15 protein-coding genes are annotated in these 15,250 nt (G+C 72.2%); 10 read left to right on the top strand and 5 right to left on the bottom strand.

Annotated features, from left to right (window positions below; all coding sequences use genetic code 11):
• Nucleotides 1-420: 420 nt before the first annotated feature.
• From J8M51_RS08105 to J8M51_RS08090, 4 genes are read right to left on the bottom strand one after another with little or no spacing between them, the layout of a single operon-like run.
• Entirely contained in the window at nt 421-1,047 is a 627-nt protein-coding gene (locus tag J8M51_RS08105) for a GTP-binding protein (RefSeq protein WP_086756204.1), read from the bottom strand.
• The gene (locus tag J8M51_RS08100; protein WP_086756206.1) at nt 995-1,474 is read right to left on the bottom strand and encodes a DUF742 domain-containing protein; all 480 of its coding nucleotides are present in this window, start codon (nt 1,472-1,474) and stop codon (nt 995-997) included. Before J8M51_RS08100 ends, J8M51_RS08105 begins: the two co-directional genes overlap by 53 nt.
• Before the next feature lie 25 nt (nt 1,475-1,499).
• Entirely contained in the window at nt 1,500-1,976 is a 477-nt protein-coding gene (locus J8M51_RS08095; RefSeq protein ID WP_086756208.1) for a roadblock/LC7 domain-containing protein, read from the bottom strand.
• Complete coding sequence (locus J8M51_RS08090) at nt 1,973-4,450, bottom strand: sensor histidine kinase (RefSeq protein ID WP_317852976.1); 2,478 nt, start codon at nt 4,448-4,450, stop codon at nt 1,973-1,975. Before J8M51_RS08090 ends, J8M51_RS08095 begins: the two co-directional genes overlap by 4 nt.
• 391 nt (nt 4,451-4,841) lie before the next feature.
• On the opposite strand from J8M51_RS08090, the gene J8M51_RS08085 reads away from it, so the two are divergent.
• A complete protein-coding gene (locus tag J8M51_RS08085; RefSeq protein ID WP_086756211.1) occupies nt 4,842-5,981 on the top strand; it encodes a substrate-binding domain-containing protein in 1,140 nt (379 codons plus the stop codon).
• 109 nt (nt 5,982-6,090) lie between these two features.
• Nucleotides 6,091-6,699: a helix-turn-helix domain-containing protein gene (locus J8M51_RS08080; protein WP_256964824.1), complete on the top strand. Its 609-nt coding sequence runs from the start codon at nt 6,091-6,093 to the stop codon at nt 6,697-6,699.
• A 33-nt stretch (nt 6,700-6,732) separates the two neighbouring features.
• Here the strand turns inward: J8M51_RS08080 and J8M51_RS08075 are convergent, their stop codons facing one another.
• A complete protein-coding gene (locus J8M51_RS08075) occupies nt 6,733-7,587 on the bottom strand; it encodes an IclR family transcriptional regulator (RefSeq protein ID WP_086756214.1) in 855 nt (284 codons plus the stop codon).
• 234 nt (nt 7,588-7,821) lie between these two features.
• Between J8M51_RS08075 and J8M51_RS08070 the strand changes: the two genes are divergently transcribed.
• The 8 genes from J8M51_RS08070 (at nt 7,822) to J8M51_RS08035 (ending at nt 15,193) form a co-directional block, all read left to right on the top strand.
• The gene (locus J8M51_RS08070) at nt 7,822-9,114 is read left to right on the top strand and encodes an aromatic ring-hydroxylating dioxygenase subunit alpha (RefSeq protein WP_086756216.1); all 1,293 of its coding nucleotides are present in this window, start codon (nt 7,822-7,824) and stop codon (nt 9,112-9,114) included.
• Nucleotides 9,111-9,458, top strand: a complete 348-nt coding sequence (locus J8M51_RS08065; protein ID WP_086756218.1) for a bifunctional 3-phenylpropionate/cinnamic acid dioxygenase ferredoxin subunit — start codon at nt 9,111-9,113, stop codon at nt 9,456-9,458. The genes J8M51_RS08070 and J8M51_RS08065 overlap by 4 nt, the downstream gene beginning before the upstream one ends.
• Complete coding sequence (locus J8M51_RS08060; RefSeq protein WP_086756220.1) at nt 9,455-10,669, top strand: NAD(P)/FAD-dependent oxidoreductase; 1,215 nt, start codon at nt 9,455-9,457, stop codon at nt 10,667-10,669. The genes J8M51_RS08065 and J8M51_RS08060 overlap by 4 nt, the downstream gene beginning before the upstream one ends.
• Before the next feature lie 178 nt (nt 10,670-10,847).
• Nucleotides 10,848-11,450 carry a 3-phenylpropionate/cinnamic acid dioxygenase subunit beta gene (locus J8M51_RS08055; protein ID WP_086756222.1) on the top strand — a complete coding sequence of 201 codons (603 nt, stop codon included), beginning with the start codon at nt 10,848-10,850 and terminating at the stop codon, nt 11,448-11,450.
• 14 nt (nt 11,451-11,464) lie between these two features.
• Nucleotides 11,465-12,331 (top strand): alpha/beta fold hydrolase, encoded by an 867-nt coding sequence (locus tag J8M51_RS08050; protein WP_086756235.1) that lies wholly within the window; start codon nt 11,465-11,467, stop codon nt 12,329-12,331.
• A gap of 3 nt (nt 12,332-12,334) precedes the next feature.
• Nucleotides 12,335-13,174, top strand: coding sequence for an SDR family NAD(P)-dependent oxidoreductase (locus J8M51_RS08045; RefSeq protein WP_086756224.1), 840 nt, complete (start codon nt 12,335-12,337; stop codon nt 13,172-13,174).
• A gap of 56 nt (nt 13,175-13,230) precedes the next feature.
• Nucleotides 13,231-14,811, top strand: a complete 1,581-nt coding sequence (locus tag J8M51_RS08040; RefSeq protein ID WP_086756225.1) for a long-chain-fatty-acid--CoA ligase — start codon at nt 13,231-13,233, stop codon at nt 14,809-14,811.
• A 7-nt stretch (nt 14,812-14,818) separates the two neighbouring features.
• Entirely contained in the window at nt 14,819-15,193 is a 375-nt protein-coding gene (locus J8M51_RS08035; protein ID WP_086756227.1) for a GNAT family N-acetyltransferase, read from the top strand.
• Nucleotides 15,194-15,250: the final 57 nt, after the last annotated feature.

The raw sequence follows: 15,250 nt of genomic DNA, 5'->3' as shown, positions 1-15,250 counted from the left end.
TTTCATCCGTTCACATCAACAGGGATGCCTCATGGCAGATTCTAGCCTCAGTCGTCGCAACGGCCAGCCCTTCGGCCAGCCGCTGCAGGGTTGCCGCCGCCGTGCGACCTCCAGGTCGCTCGACCGCATGCACGCACGCGCCTCGTCCATACCTGCGCTGACGGGCGGCGGTTCGTGACCACGCCTCGCCCCTCGCCTCCTGACCGCAGGTTCCCCGTCGTCGTCGCCGTTCTCGTCGGGGTCATTTTCGGGTTGGTTGCGGCTCACATCGCGGTGGTCCTCCACGCGAGCCCCCTTGACGTCGTCAAGTGGGGTGGGGGCAGCTTTGTCGCCGTGACCATGCTCCTTCTCAAGATCCACGAAGAACTCCGCTGACCTGGTGGAGTCCCACCGGGCTTCGCCCGCCGCCCAGGGCGGGCCTCAGGTCGTCGCCGCCGACTCCGCGCGGGTGAGGGCGACGTCGAGGACGACAAGGAGGGCGTCGCGGACGGAACCCGTGTGGCGGGCGTCGAAGGTGGTCAGGGGGACGTGGTCGGCGATGTCCAGGGCCCAGCGCACCTCGTCCAGGTCGTGTGCGACCTTGCCGTCGAAGGCGTTGACGGCGACCGCGAAGGGGATGCGCTTGTGCTCGAAGTAGTCGACGGCGGCGTAGCAGTCGTCGAGTCGGCGGGTGTCCACGATGACCAGGGCCCCGAGGGCGCCTTCGACCACGTCGTCCCACATGAAGCCGAACCGGTCCTGGCCCGGTGTCCCGAAGAGGTACAGCTTCAGGGTCGGGTCGAGGGTGATGCAGCCGAAGTCCATGGCGACGGTGGTGGTGGTCTTGTCGGGGGTGTGGGTGAGGTCGTCCACACCGGCGGCGACCTCGGTGATGGCGGCCTCCGTGGTCAGCGGCCGTATCTCGGAGATCGAGCCCACGGTGGTGGTCTTGCCGACCCCGAAGCCGCCGGCGATGACCAGCTTGACCGGCAGCGGCGGCTGCGCCTGCGGCGGTTCAGCCGCTGTCGCGGAGTGTGCCCCGTGAGTCGGGGACGGCGCGGAGACCATGGATAACCCTTCGGAGTACGGAGATGTCCTGCGCGGTGCGGGCATGGGGCACATGGACCGCCAGGTGCCCGGCGGCACACAGGTCCTCGGCGAGCACCCGGACGACGTTGAGGTGCAGACGGAGGTGGGCGGCCAGTTCCGCCACGGACTGCGGTTGCCGGCAGGCGGCGACGATGTCGTGGTGTTCGAAGGTGAGCGAGCCGAGGACGGAGAGTCCGGGCGCGGTCGCCACGATCTGGGTCTCGATCGGGATCGGGGCGGCCCTGCCCGCACCCGACACCCGTCCGGCGGTCAGCAGGAACGGCCGGACGGCGGGGGCACGGCCGACCGGCTCCGGCGCACCCTCCGAGTCCCGGTCCGCCCCTGCCGTCCTCACCGTCTCCGCCGCCCGCGCCGTCTCGCGCGATTCTTGTGCACCGTCGGCCATGACGACCTCCTGCCTCGTGGGACGGTCAGCCGGCCGGTGTGGAGCCGACGTTGTTCTTCAGCTCCATCACCAGTTGCGGGGTGAGCGCGGCTCCGGCGCGGTTGGCGAAGAGGGTCATCTCGTAGGCGATGTTGCCCAGCTTCGCCTCCTTGGAGGCGACCACCCCGAGCACGGCGCCGTTGCCGATGGCCGACACCAGGACATGACCCCCCTCCAGGTCGATGATGACCTTGTTGAGGCCGCCCAGCGCGTAGTTGCCGGAGACTCCGGCGGCGAGGCTGGTGATGCCGGAGACGATCGCGGCGAGCCGCTCGGAGTCGGCCCGGTCGCGCAGTTGCGAGACGGCGATCAGCAGGCCGTCGGACGACACCGCGATGGCGTCGACGACCCCGGCGGTGTCGGTGGCGAAGCGGTCGAGCAGCCAGGTGAAGTCGGCTGCCGCGGTGCGCAGATCGTCGGGCTGCGTCTGTTCGGGGGTGATGTCATCTGCCGACGTGGTCACTGCCCGTCTCCTTCTGGCCTTCTGGGGTTGTCCGGTGTCGCGGTGGTGCCGGTCCCGTCCGGGGGTACGGCTGCGTTCTGTTCGTCCGGGGGCGTGGTGGCGCTCCGTTCGGCCGGCGGTGCGGCCGCGTCCTCTTCCGCACGGCGTACGGCGGCCTCGAACTCGTCGAGTTCCGTGCGGACGGCGTCGGCGTCGAGCGGCTGTCGTACCGGTGGGGCGCCCCGGTCGGCCGCCGGGGTGGTCACGGTGAGGGTCGCGCCCCGGACCCGCCGTCGCAGGGGCCTGGCTGCGGCCGTCGAGGAGGGCCCCTCGGGAGCGGGGGCCCTCCCCGCGCCGGGGCGGGACGGGACCCGCCGGGGCAGGTCGCCGTGGGGCGACACGATCGCCGGCCGTCGTTCGGGAACGGTCGCGACGGCCGGGGCCGGTGCGGGTACGACGGCCGGCGTCCCGGGCCTCGTCGTGGGCACCGCCGCCGACCCGGCGGGTGTGCCGTCCACCGGACTCATCGTCAGCAGCAGTGTGGAGGGGAGCCAGACGGTGCCGGTGACGCCGCCGCCCGGGGTACGGCTCAGGGTGACGCGCAGTCCGAGGTGACGGGCGAGGCTGCCGACCACGAAGAGACCGAGCACCTTGGTGGGGACGAGGTCGAGCCGTTCCCGGCGGACGAGGCGGGCGTTCTCCTCGGCGAGGCGTTCCGCGCTCATGCCGAGGCCGTGGTCGATGACCTCGATCAGGGCCCCGCCGTCCTTGGTGACATCGGTGCCGGGCCGTACGACCACCTCCACGGAGGTGTGGGACGGGGAGAAGGAGACCGCGTTCTCCAGCAGTTCGGCGAGCAGCAGTGTCAGGTCGCCGGTGATGTCGGGCCCGACGGTGATGTCCGTCTCGGAGCGCAGGGACACCCGCTGGTATCCCTCGATCCGGCCGAGGCCGGAGCGGATGACATCGGCGAGGGTGGTCGGCCGGGCCTCGACGTCGGTCTCCCGGATGCCGGCGAGCAGCATCAGACTGTCGGCGTTGCGCTGGAGCCGTACGGCGATGTGGTCGATGCGGTAGAGCCGGTCGAGGAGGTCGGGGTCGGTCTCCTCGCGCTCCACGGCGTCGATCAACGACAGCTGGCGGGTGGTCAGATTGCTGACCCGGCGGCCCACGTTGCCGAACATCTCGGCGACGTTGCGCCGGCTCAGCACCTGCCGCTCCAGCAGCGCGGCGGCGGTGGTCTGCACATGGTTGAACGCCTCGGCGAGGACGCCGATGTCGTCGCGGACCGGTACGGGGATGGCCTGCGGCCGGAACGGGGCGCCGTCGGCGGACTCGTCGTCGGCGACCCGGGCGAGTTCCTCGTCCGCGGCCTCGACCACCTGCTGGGCGGCGCCCGTCAGGGCCATCAGGGGACGGACGACCGAGCGCCGGACCAGGACACAGAACGCCAGCCACGCGGCGAAGCCGAGCAGCGCGGCGCCGAGCATCAGCCATGCCTTGTACAGGGCGTTCGCGGACAGGGAGTCGGCCTGGGCGGCGGTCTGTGCGATCAGCGCGCGGGTGATGCCGAGACGGGTGTCGGCCTGCCGTTCCCCGGCGGCGATCTTCTCCCGAAGTTCCCGTGCGGACTGCGACTGCAGGGAGCCCGGATCGACCTGCAGCTCCGCGAACTGCGAGGTGATGTCGTTCTGTTCGGCGCCGCGCTCGATGCCGTCCATGGCCAGGACCTGCTGCGGTGTGGCGATACGGGCGAAGCGGTCCGCCTGGTGGGTGTACAGCTCGTGGGCGCCCGCCGCGCGGGTGTACTCGGTGAGGGCGTTGGCGTCCCGGGTCTGGGCGGAGAACACGGCGCTCTCGAAGGCCGCGTGGGCCGCGTCCGCGCGCAGTGCCGCGTCCAGCAGGTTGGTGACCGAGGACTGCGAGGTCGCGGCGAAGCGGTCGAGTCCGATGCCGTCGATGAGATAGCCGACGGCGGCGGCGTAGGCGGGGTCGATGTTGGCGGCGGGTACGTAGTCCCGGCCGAGCTTCTCGCGCAGGGCGTCGAGACCGGCGATGTACTGGAGCGCCTGGGTCTCCTCGGCCGGGAGGCTCGCGCCGAACGCGGACCGTACGGCCGCGACCCGTTCGTCGGTGGCCCGCTGTGCCTCGCGGTAGGCGGTGGTCGACGGCCGGGCCGCTCCGGGGCGGCCCGCCTCGTACTGCACGGACAGCAGGAGGGCCAGCCGGTGTTCGGCCTGGATGTCGTTGATGAGCGCGGCGACCTGCTCGCTGTCGCGCACCATCTCGGCGATCCGGTCGGTGTCGCGGACCTGCTCGATCTGGCCCGTGACACCGATGCCGAGCAGGACGCCGACGACCGCGATGGGCGCGACGACGAGCACGTTGAGTTTCCGCCGGAACGGCCACCGGGCGAGCACGGACACCGCCCTGCGGCGGAACAGAGGAGTCCGGTCCTTGCGTCCGGGCGGCGGCTCCCCTGTGTTCGTGGGCACGCTGGCCTCCTTCGGTGTTCGGGTGAGGGCGACGCGGGGTCGTTGCCGCGGGACCGTCGACGACGGCATGGGTGTGAGCGGCGAGAACACGTCATGTGTCCGGATCCGGCCGGTCGGAGACTATCGCCTGCGTGATCGCTTTGAGCCTGTGTGTAATCAAGAATTGATTACGAATTGTTCGCACGCGCCTACTGAGCGGTAGGGCCGCCCGTGGAGGGACCGGTCGGAGCCCTGCTACATTCCCACCGCGACAACCCGCCGGGCCGCGGCCCGGGATGCTGCAGTCGTGCTGTCGTCGTGCTGCCGTCGCGCTCCGATTCCGGCCGTCCGCCGGGTCGTTCTCCTCCCCCCACGCAACCCCCGCTCCCTTGTGCCCAGTTGAGGAGACCCCGTGCAACCCACCAGCAGAGCGACCGCGGCGGCCGTCACGTTCCTGGTCCTCGCCACGACCGTGGCCGGCTGTGACAGCGACTCGGCCGACGCGTCGAACGCCGGTGCGCGGAAGCCGGGTTGCCCCGCCGTCCTCGCCGAGGCGAAGCGGGCCGTCAAGGAGGCCGAGGACATCAACGCCCCCTGGAGCGGCCCCACCACCGGCCCGGACGCGGTCCCCGGCCGGACCCTCGCCTATGTCGCCCAGACCATGACCAACCCCGGTGTCTCCGGCGTCGCCAGAGGTGTCCAGGAGGCGGCGAAGGTCATCGGCTGGGACGTCCGCACCATCGACGGACAGGGCACACGCGCGGGCATCCGGACCGCCTTCACCGAGGCCCTCGCCCTCAAGCCGTCCGGCATCGTCATCGGCGGCTTCGACCCCGGGTCCGTGACCGAGCAGGTCGAGCGGGCGAACGCCGCGGGCATCCCGATCGTCGGCTGGCACGCCACCGCCGCCCCCGGCCCCAGCACCGATCCGAAGCTGTTCACCAACGTCACCACCGAGGTCGCGGACGTCGCGGAGATCAGCGCCGACTGGATCATCGCCCGCTCCGGCGGCCGGGCCGGCGTGGTGGTGTTCACTGACGCCTCCATACCGTTCGCGAAGCGGAAGTCCGACCTCATCAGGAAGCGACTCGCCGCCTGCGCCGACGTGGAACTGCTGAGCTACGAGGACATCCCCATCCCGGAGGCCAACAGCCGTACCGTCGACGAGGTCTCCTCCCTCCAGTCCCGCTTCGGCGACCGATGGACCTACTCCGCCGCCATCAACGACCTGTACTTCGACCACGCGGCACCCGCGCTGCGCGCCGCCGGTCACCGGGGCGACGGCGCCCCGTTCAACATCGGCGCCGGGGACGGCGATCCGTCGGCCTTCGAGCGGATCAACGGCAAGCAGTTCCAGTCCGCGACCGTGCCCGAGCCCCTGTCCGAACAGGGCTGGCAGATCGTCGACGAGTTCAACCGCGCCTTCGCGGGCGAGCCCGCCAGTGGCTATGTCGCCCCCGTGCACATCACCACCGCCGACAACAGCGGCGGCGCCCTGTCCTGGGACTCGGAGGGCTACCGCCAGGCGTACCGCAAGATCTGGGACAAGTAGGCGGCGGCCCCGCCCCGGTGGCGGACGCGCGGGCCCGGCCGGGGGGCGTGCGCGAGGGCGTGCCGTGACCGGAGTCCGTCCGCCGTCGACCTGCGCCTACAGTGGTGGAGTGTCCTCAGGTAACGGCGTGGTGGCGCGCAACGTGCGCTTTCTCAGAGATCAGCGCGGACTGTCCCTGGCCGAACTGGCCCGACAGGCCGGGCTGGCCAAGCAGACCCTGTCGAATCTGGAGCAGGGGACGGGCAATCCCACGGTGGACACCCTGTTCTCGATCGCGGCGGCGCTCGGCGTGCCCGTCACCAGGCTGGTGGCGGAACGCGAACAGGTGATGACCGTGCAGCGGGCCGACGAGGTCGTCTGGGAGCAGCACGGCGGGTACGAGTCCCGCGCCCTGGACCACATCTACGGTTCCGGTGTCATCGAGAACTACGTCGTCCGCATCGTCCCCGGCCGGGACGGCGCGGGTATGTCCGAAGCGCACCCCGTGGGCACCCTGGAGCATCTGTACGTCATCCGGGGCCGGGTGCGGGTCGGGCCCGCCGACGGCCCCGTGGAACTGTCGGCCGGCGACTTCGTGCGCTATCCGGGCGACCGTCCGCATGTGTACGAGTCGCTGGACGGGGAGAGCCTGGTCCACATCGTGGTGAGCGTGCCGCGTGTGCAGCCCGGCACCGGCGCCGTGAACATCGCGCGGACCCATGGCGGCGCGCGGAGCTGACCGTACGGCGGCGGCCTGCCGCCGCGGGTGGGGTCAGGCCCCGGTGGACGCGCCGATCCCGGCGGGGGCCGGCTGCCGGCTCCTGGCCGGTGCGATCGCCCGGCTCGCCTCGAACGCCACGCGGCGCAGGGCCGGTGCGAGGCGGGCGGGGTCCAGACGCCGGGCCGATCCCGCGATGGAGAAGGCCGCCACCGGGCGGCCCGCCGGGCCCATGACGGGGACGGCGACACAGGTCAGACCGAGGACGGCTTCCTGCCGGTCGTGGGCGATGCCGTCCTGGCGGATGCGGCGCAGATCGGCCCGGAACCGGCCGGGGTCGGTGAGGGTGTACTCGGTGCGCGCGGTCAGCCCCGCCGCGATGGCGGCCTCGGCGGTGTCGTGGTCGAAGGCCAGCAGCGCCTTGCCGACCCCTGTGCAGTAGGCGGGCAGCCGGGCGCCGATCCGGGAGGGGGAGCGCGCCGCCCGGTGACCGTGGAGCTTGTTGACGTACACGATGTTCGTGCCGTGGAGCACGGCGAGGTGCACGGTCTCGTGGGTCAGTTCGTACAGGTCCGCCAGGTGCGGCAGCAGACGCTCCTGAAGCAGCGGGGTGGCGGGGCCGTAGGCGCGGCTGCCGATGTCGAAGAGCCGGGCGCCGAGCCGGTAGTCGCTGCCCACCCGTTCGACGAGGTCGTTGCGCTGGAGGATGCCCAGCAGTCGGAAGGCCGTCGACTTGCTCATCCGGTTGCGGCGGGCCAGATCGCTCACCCCGATCTCCCTGTCCAGTTCGGCGAGGGACTTCAGCAGGGTGAGCGCCTTGTCGACCGCGGTCCGCTGCTCGGGCGCCGCGTCCGGCTCCTGGCCGGAGGCCGGCTCGTCCGGGTGCGCAAGAGGGCTGGGGAGTGTCATGGCGGGCTCCGATGGCGATCAAGGCGACCATGGTGATCCGGCGCGCCTGGCGGCGTTCCGACGACCATCGAGACCATTAAGATGGACGCACGTCCAATGTAGATGACCATTTCTTGGTTGTAAACGGCGTCGCGCTCCCGCTTCCCCACCACCCCGGGCGCCGTGCGCGGCGCTGTTCCGCATCCCGGCACGACGGCTGGGCAGGGCCTCACCGGCCGACATCTCCTGTCCCCCATGCAGCGACACCGAGAGCCGTCCGTCGACGTCGGCGCCCACTTCGACCTCGACCGGGGCCTGATCGACCGGACGATCTTCAGCGACGCCCGCCTGTACCGGCAGGAGCTGCGCCGGGTCTTCGCGCCGAGCTGGCTGTTCCTGGCGCACGAGAGCCAGTTCGCCAAACCGGGCGACTTCTTCACCACCTACATGGGCGAGGACCCGGTCATCGTCGCCATGGGCCGCGACCGGAAACTGCGGGCCTTCCTCAACGCCTGCCGCCATCGCGGCATGCGGGTCTGCCGTGCCGACGCGGGCGCCACCAAGGCGTTCACCTGCAGTTACCACGGCTGGTCGTACGACACCTCCGGACGGCTGATCAACGTGCCCAACGGCGACGACTATCCCGCCCACTTCGAGCGGGAGAAGTGGGGACTGGTCGAGGTCGCCCGGCTCGACACGTACAAGGGGCTCGTCTTCGCGACCTGGAACCCCGAGGCCCCGCCCCTGAGCGAGGCACTGGGCGGTCTCGCCTGGTACCTGGACGCCATGCTCGACCGCGACCCGCAGGGCACCGAGGTCGTCGGCGGGGTGCACAAGTGGGTGCTGGAGGGCAACTGGAAGCTCGCCGCCGAGCAGTTCGCGTCCGACTGGTACCACGTCAACATCTCGCACGCCTCGGCGCTCATGGTCATGTCGCCCACCGGCAAGGGACCGAGGACGGAGATCGTGGGGACCCCCGGACGGCAGTACACCGACCCGCTCGGCCACGGCCACGGCTTCCCCACCCACCCCAAGAGCCGCTTCGACGACCGGGTGGTGCACGACTGGTACGACTACGAGGCCCTGCGCGAACGGCTCGGGGACGCCCGTGTCGAGGGCCCCATGACCACCGGGCACGGCACGATGTTCCCCAACTTCTCCTACCTCCCCGTCAACGGCTCCATCCGCGTCTGGCACCCCAGGGGCCCCGACCGGATGGAGGTCTGGGCCTGGACCCTCGTCGACCGGTCGATGCCCGACGAGGTCAAGGACGCCCAACGCGTCTACAACCTGCGGACGTTCGGCCCCACCGGCATCTTCGAGCAGGACGACGGCGAGAACTGGTCGGAGGTCCAGGCCACCGCCCACGGCTTCATGGCCGGCTCCCTGACCCTCAACTACCAGATGGGCCTCGGCCTCGACGGCGAGGACGGCGTCCACCCCGGCACCACCGGCCGCCTCTACAGCGACGGCGCCGCCCGCGGCTTCTACGCACGCTGGCGCGACCTGATGAACACGCCCGCCTGGCACGAGAAGGAGTCCGTATGAGCACCACCGGCACCGGAGTCCGCGTCGCGGAGCTGGGTGACATCGAGGAGGGCGAGGCCCTGAAGGTGCCCGCCGACACCACCGGCCACCACGACGCCATCGCCGTCTTCCACGACGGCGGCGCCTACTACGCCCTCGACGACACCTGCTCCCACGGCCAGGCCTCCCTCTCCGACGGCTGGATCGAGAACGGCGAGGTCGAATGCCCCCTGCACAGCGCCCGCTTCTGCCTGAAGTCCGGTGAACCGCAGTGCATGCCCGCCACCGTCGCCGCCCGCACCCACCGCGTCGAGGTCCACGACGGAGGCGTCTGGCTGCACCCGGGCGAGGAGCACACCGGATGAACCCGCCCCGCCGTATCGCCGTCGTCGGCGCCGGCCTCGCCGCCCTCTCCACCTGCGACGCCCTGCGCGCCCACGGCTACGACGGCGAACTCGTCCTCCACTCCGCCGAGCGCGGACTGCCGTACGACCGGCCGCCGTTGAGCAAGGACGTCCTGCTCGGGAAGGCACGCCGTGACGATGTCCTGCTGCGCCCCGAGCAGTGGTACGACGACCAGCGGGTGTCGCTCCGCGAGGGAACGCCGGTCCGGGCGGTCCGGCCGGGCGAAGGAGGCCTGGAACTGGCCGACGGCACCGTCGAGGCCGCCGACCGGGTCGTCCTGGCCACCGGCGGCACGCCCCGCGCGCTGCCCGTCCCCGGCGGCGGCGACGACCCGGCCGTACACCCGCTGCGCACCTGGGAGGAGGCCGAGCGGCTGCGGGAGCGACTGCTGCCCGGCGCCCGGGTGGCCGTCGTCGGGGCCGGGCTGATCGGGGCCGAGACCGCGGCCGTCGCGTGCGCGCTGGGGTGCCGGGTCGTCCTGATCGACCCGGTGGCGCTGCCGCTCGCCCCGGTGGTCGGGGACGACATCGCGGGCGTGCTGCACCGCAGACACACCGCCGAGGGCATCGACGTGATCACCGCCGGGGTCGAGCGGCTGGAGCGCCGGCGCGCAGGGGTGCTGGTGCACCTCGGCGGGGACCGGGAGTCCGTCGCCGCCGACACGGTCGTGGTCGGGATCGGTATCCGGCCGGCCACGGAGCTTGCGGAGGCCGCCGGGCTCGTCGTGGACGACGGGATCGTGGTGCGCGAGGGTCGACGCACGTCCCACCCCCGGGTCTTCGCCGTCGGCGACGTGGCCCGCAGCCACGGCCGCCGCGTACGGCACGAGCACTGGGAGGCCGCCCGGCGGGACGGCGAGGCCGCCGCATCCGGCCTGCTCGGCCTGCCCGTTCCCGATCCGGGCGCGCCCTGGTTCTGGTCCGACCGGCACGGCTCGCGGCTGGAGGCGGTCGGCACGATGGCCCGGGCCGAGCGGACCGTACTGCGGGGCGTCCCCGCCGACGGCGCCTTCACCGCCTTCGGGCTGCGGGGCGATCGGGTGGTGGCCGCGGCCGGGATCGACCGGAGCCGGGACGTCAAGGCCGCGCGGCGGCTGGTGGACCGGGGCGTCGCCGTCGACGCGGCCAGGCTGGCCGACGAGACGGTGGATCTGCGTGCGCTGCTGCGGTGAAGGCGGTCGGTGCGCCGCGGACCGCACACGGCCCGGGGCACGCTGCCCCGCGGCCCCGATCCGCTGCGCGGCACGGCGGTGCCGCGCCCCGCCGTGCCGCACAGCGGCACAGGTGCTTCCCGAACCACCCCGTCCGCGCCGGAATGACCCCGAGCGCGGATCTCAGGAGGACCGACCCATGAGCATCCAATCCACGGAGCCCACGGAGCCCACGGAGCCCACGGAGCCGACGGAGCCGACGGGGCTCACGGCACCCTCGGCGGTGTCGTACGACGACATGCTGCTGCACTTCGAGGTGCAGCGGCTGTACACCGTCGAGGCCCAGCTGCTCGATCAGCACCGGTACGCGGACTGGCTGGAGCTGTTCGCCGACGATCTGCACTACTGGGCGCCCGTGCGCACCAACCGGCTGCGGCGGCAGCAGGCGCTGGCCGACGGCTCGCCCGGCGAGGTCGCGATCTTCGACGAGACCCGTGCCAGTCTGGCGTGGCGGATCCGGCGCTTCGACTCGGGCATGGCCTGGGCCGAGGACCCGCCCTCCCGCACCCGCCATCTGATCGGCAACGTCCTCGTACGGCAGGGCGAGGCACCGGACGAGTACATCGCCGAGTCGGCCTTCCTCTGCTACCGCAACCGGCTCGAACGCGAGGTCGACCTCTACGCCGGCGGCCGTACCGATCTGCTGCGCCGCACCGAGGACGGCGGCCTGCTGATCGCCCGGCGCACGATCCTGCTCGACCAGAACGTCCTGCTCGCCAAGAACATCAGCACCTTCCTGTGAACCGGAGCCTGCTCGTGACCACTGAAGAGACCGCCGAGGTCAAGCTCGTCGAGCACACCGTGCGGACCTCGCTCGGCCCGATCGCCGTCAGCGAGGCGGGCGCCGGGCCGGCGCTGGTGATGCTGCACGGCGGAGGCCCCGGCGCGAGTGCCGTCGCCAACTACCACCAGAACCTGCCGGCGCTGACCGAGCACTTCCGCGTGATCCTCCCGGACCAGCCCGGATTCGGCGGGAGCTACCGCCCGACGGAGGCGGATCTCGACGCCCGCAGCATCACCGAGATCACCGTCGACGCCCTGCTGCGGACCCTGGACGCGCTCGGCGTCGACCGCTTCCATCTGCTGGGCAACAGCCTCGGCGGGGCCGCGGCCATCGCCACCGCGCTCGAAGCGCCCGAGCGCGTGGAGAGGCTGGTGCTGATGGCTCCCGGCGGTGGCTGGCTGCCGTTCGGGCCGACCCCGACCGAGGGGCAGAAGGCGATGTTCCGCTACTACCACGGGGAAGGGCCGACGCTGAAGAAGATGCGGGACTTCATCGGCGTGATGACCGCCGAGCCGAAGCGCTGGGCCGACACCGCGCAGGCCCGCTACGAGGCCTCCCTCGACCCCTCGCACATCGCCTTCTACCACGCCTACAACGCGGCCTTCGCCCAGCGGCACGGCATGGACCCGCTCTGGCAGCGCGTCCACCGGATCAAGGCGCCGACCCTGCTGCTCTGGGGCCGCGACGACCGCACGATCACCCTCGACGGGGCCCAGCTGATGCTCAAGCAGATCCGTGACGTACGGCTGCATGTCTTCGGCGGCTGCGGCCACTGGGTGCAGCTGGAGCGGCGGGCCGAGTTCGAACGGCTGGTCACCGACTTCCTCAAGGAGCACTGAGCCATGGGCTGGCTGGAGGGCGACGTCGCCCTGATCACCGGCGGCGGCTCCGGCATCGGCCGCGCGGTCGCCCTGCGGTACCTCGCCGAGGGAGCGAGCGTCACCGTCGTCGGCCGGCAGGCCGAGCAGCTGCGGGAGGTCGTCGAGGCCGCCGGACCGGCGGGGGAGCGGGTGCTGACCGTCATCGGCGACGTGCGCTCCCCGGACGACATGCACCGGGCGGTCGAGGCCACCGTGGAACGCTTCGGCAGGCTCGACATCCTCGTCCCGAACGCCGGAATCTGGGACTATCACCGCAGCGTCACCCGGCTCGGCGGCAAGGAACTCTCCGCGACCTTCGACGAACTGTTCGGGATCAACGTCAAGGGATACGTCCTGGCCGTGGAGGCCGCGTGGCGCGAACTGGTCCGCAGCCGCGGGAGCATCGTCATGACCCTCTCCAACGCCTCCTTCCACACCGACGGCGGCGGTTCCCTGTACACCGCCAGCAAACACGCCTGCCTCGGGCTGCTCCGCCAGTTCGCCTACGAGCTGGCCCCCAGGGTCCGCGTCAACGGTGTCGCCGTCGGCGGCATGCGCACCCGGCTGCGCGGCCCCGAGAGCCTCGGCCTCCACCACCGCACCCTGGAGGAGTCCTTCGCCAGGAACGAGGCGTCGGGACGGGAACAGGCACCCCTCATACCCCTGCACGACTCCAGCGTGGAGCCCGAGGACTTCACCGGCCCCTACGTCCTGCTCGCCTCCCGCGCCGACAGCGGCACCGTCACCGGAGCCGTCATCCCCGCCGACGGCGGGATCGCCGTGCGCGGCTTCCGCACCGCCGCCGGCGGCGCCGGCCTCTGACCCCGTGCTCCGTTCTTCCCGTCACCCGTACGACAGCCATCGAAGGAGCCGCCGTCATGGCCGCCGTCGACATCAGCCCCGCAGCCGCACTGCACCGCAGAGCCAAATACCCCACGCCCACCGCCCTCGTCTACCAGGAGCAGGAGTTCACCGCCGCCCAACTCAGCCGCACCGCCGTCGAGTTGGCCGCCGGGCTCGCCGAGCGGGGGCTGCGGCGCGGCGACCGGATCGCCTATCTCGGCTTCAACAGCCCCGCGTTCTTCCACGCCCTGTTCGCCGCCGCCCACCTCGGAGCCGTCTTCGTCCCCGTCAACTTCCGGCTCGCCGCCGACGAGGTCCGCCACATCCTCAGCGACAGCGGGGCCCACACCCTGGTCGTCGAGGAGGGGCACCGCGCACTGGTGGAGTCGGTGCGCGACGACATCCCCTCCCGGTGCCACGTCCTGGTCGACACCGACCCCGCCTGCCCCGCCGCCGAGCCGCCGGACGGATGGACCCCGCTCTCGACGCTGCTCGGCCCCGGCCGCCCCGAACGGGAGGCGGTGCCGCTGCACGACGACGACCTCGGTGTCCTCATGTACACCTCCGGCACCACCGGCCGCCCCAAGGGCGTCATGCTCACCCACGGCAACCTGTGGTGGAACGCGGTCAACGTCGACAGCATGGTCGACACCCGCTCCGACGACGTGAACCTCGCCGTCGCACCCCTGTTCCACATCGGCGGCCTCAACGCCCTCACCCTGCGCACCCTGCTGCGCGGCGGCACGGTCGTCCTGCGCCGCGGCTTCGACCCCGCGCAGTGCCTGGACGACCTGGTGCGGCACCGGGTGACATCGGTCTTCGCCGTCCCCGCGATGTACGCCGCCCTCGCCCGGGTGCCCGGCTTCGCCGAGGCCGAGCTGGGCGCGCTGCGGTCGGCGGTCGTCGCGGGCGCCCCCGTCCCGCCCCGGCTGATCAGGGACTACGCCGAGCGCGGGATCCTGCTCCAGCAGGCGTGGGGGCTCACCGAGACGGCCCCCTTCGCCACCTATCTGCCCGCCGGGCTCACCGAGGAGAAGGCGGGTTCGGCCGGTGCCCCCATGCCGTACACCGAGGTCTGCCTCGTCGACCCGGTCACCGGCGCCCGGATCACCGAGGCCGACACCCGGGGGGAGATCTGCGTGCGGGGCCCCAATGTCACCGGCGGCTACTGGAACAACCCGGACGCCACCGACGCGGCCTTCGACGACGCCGGCTGGTTCCACACGGGTGACATCGCCCACCGCGACAAGGAGGGCTTCTACTCCATCGTCGACCGGCTCAAGGACATGATCATCAGCGGCGGTGAGAACGTCTACCCGGCCGAGGTGGAGCGCGTCCTCGCCGCCTGCCCCGGAGTGTTGGAGGCGGCCGTCCTCGGGGTCCCCGACCCGACCTGGGGAGAGACGGTCCAGGCGATCCTCATGTGCGAGCCGGGCACCCCGCCGACCCTGGACGACGTACGGGAGTTCGCCGGCCGTCAGCTCGCCCGCTACAAGCTGCCCACCCGGCTGCTGCTCGTCGACCGGCTCCCGCGCAACGCCAGCGGCAAGCTCGACAAGGGCGAACTGCGCCGCATGGCCGAGGCCGAGGCCGAGCCCTCCGACGGCACCGAGTGAGCCGGTCGTGAACACCGCCCTCGACCTGCCGTCGCCGTTGCCGCCCGGACTGCGGCTGTCCCGGGTCCGGGACCACCCGCTGCGGGCCTGCTATCCGTACGGCGCGCACGACATCGCCGTCCACCTGGTGGGGCCGGCCCTCCCCGACACCGGCCGGCTGCTGGGCGGCCTCGTCCCGGCCCTCTTCGCCGCCGACCCGCGCTGCCGCCGTCTGGTCGCCGCGCCGGACGAGGACGACCTCATCGCCCGGCACACCTTCGAGACGGCCGGCTTCCACCGCGTCACCGAGGCGGACCTGCCCACCGGCACCGTCGTCCTGTACACGGTGGAGCCCCTGTGGCTGGCCGACCTGCCCACGGCGCTGGACGACATGCCCCACTGATCCCGGCTCCGGACACGGCCGACGGCACAGGTATCCACCTGGCCGTCGGCCGCGGCT

Origin of the sequence: Streptomyces griseiscabiei (genome assembly GCF_020010925.1) — a bacterium.
GTDB classification, from domain to species: domain Bacteria; phylum Actinomycetota; class Actinomycetes; order Streptomycetales; family Streptomycetaceae; genus Streptomyces; species Streptomyces griseiscabiei.
This window is presented reverse-complemented; position numbering and strand designations above follow the sequence as displayed.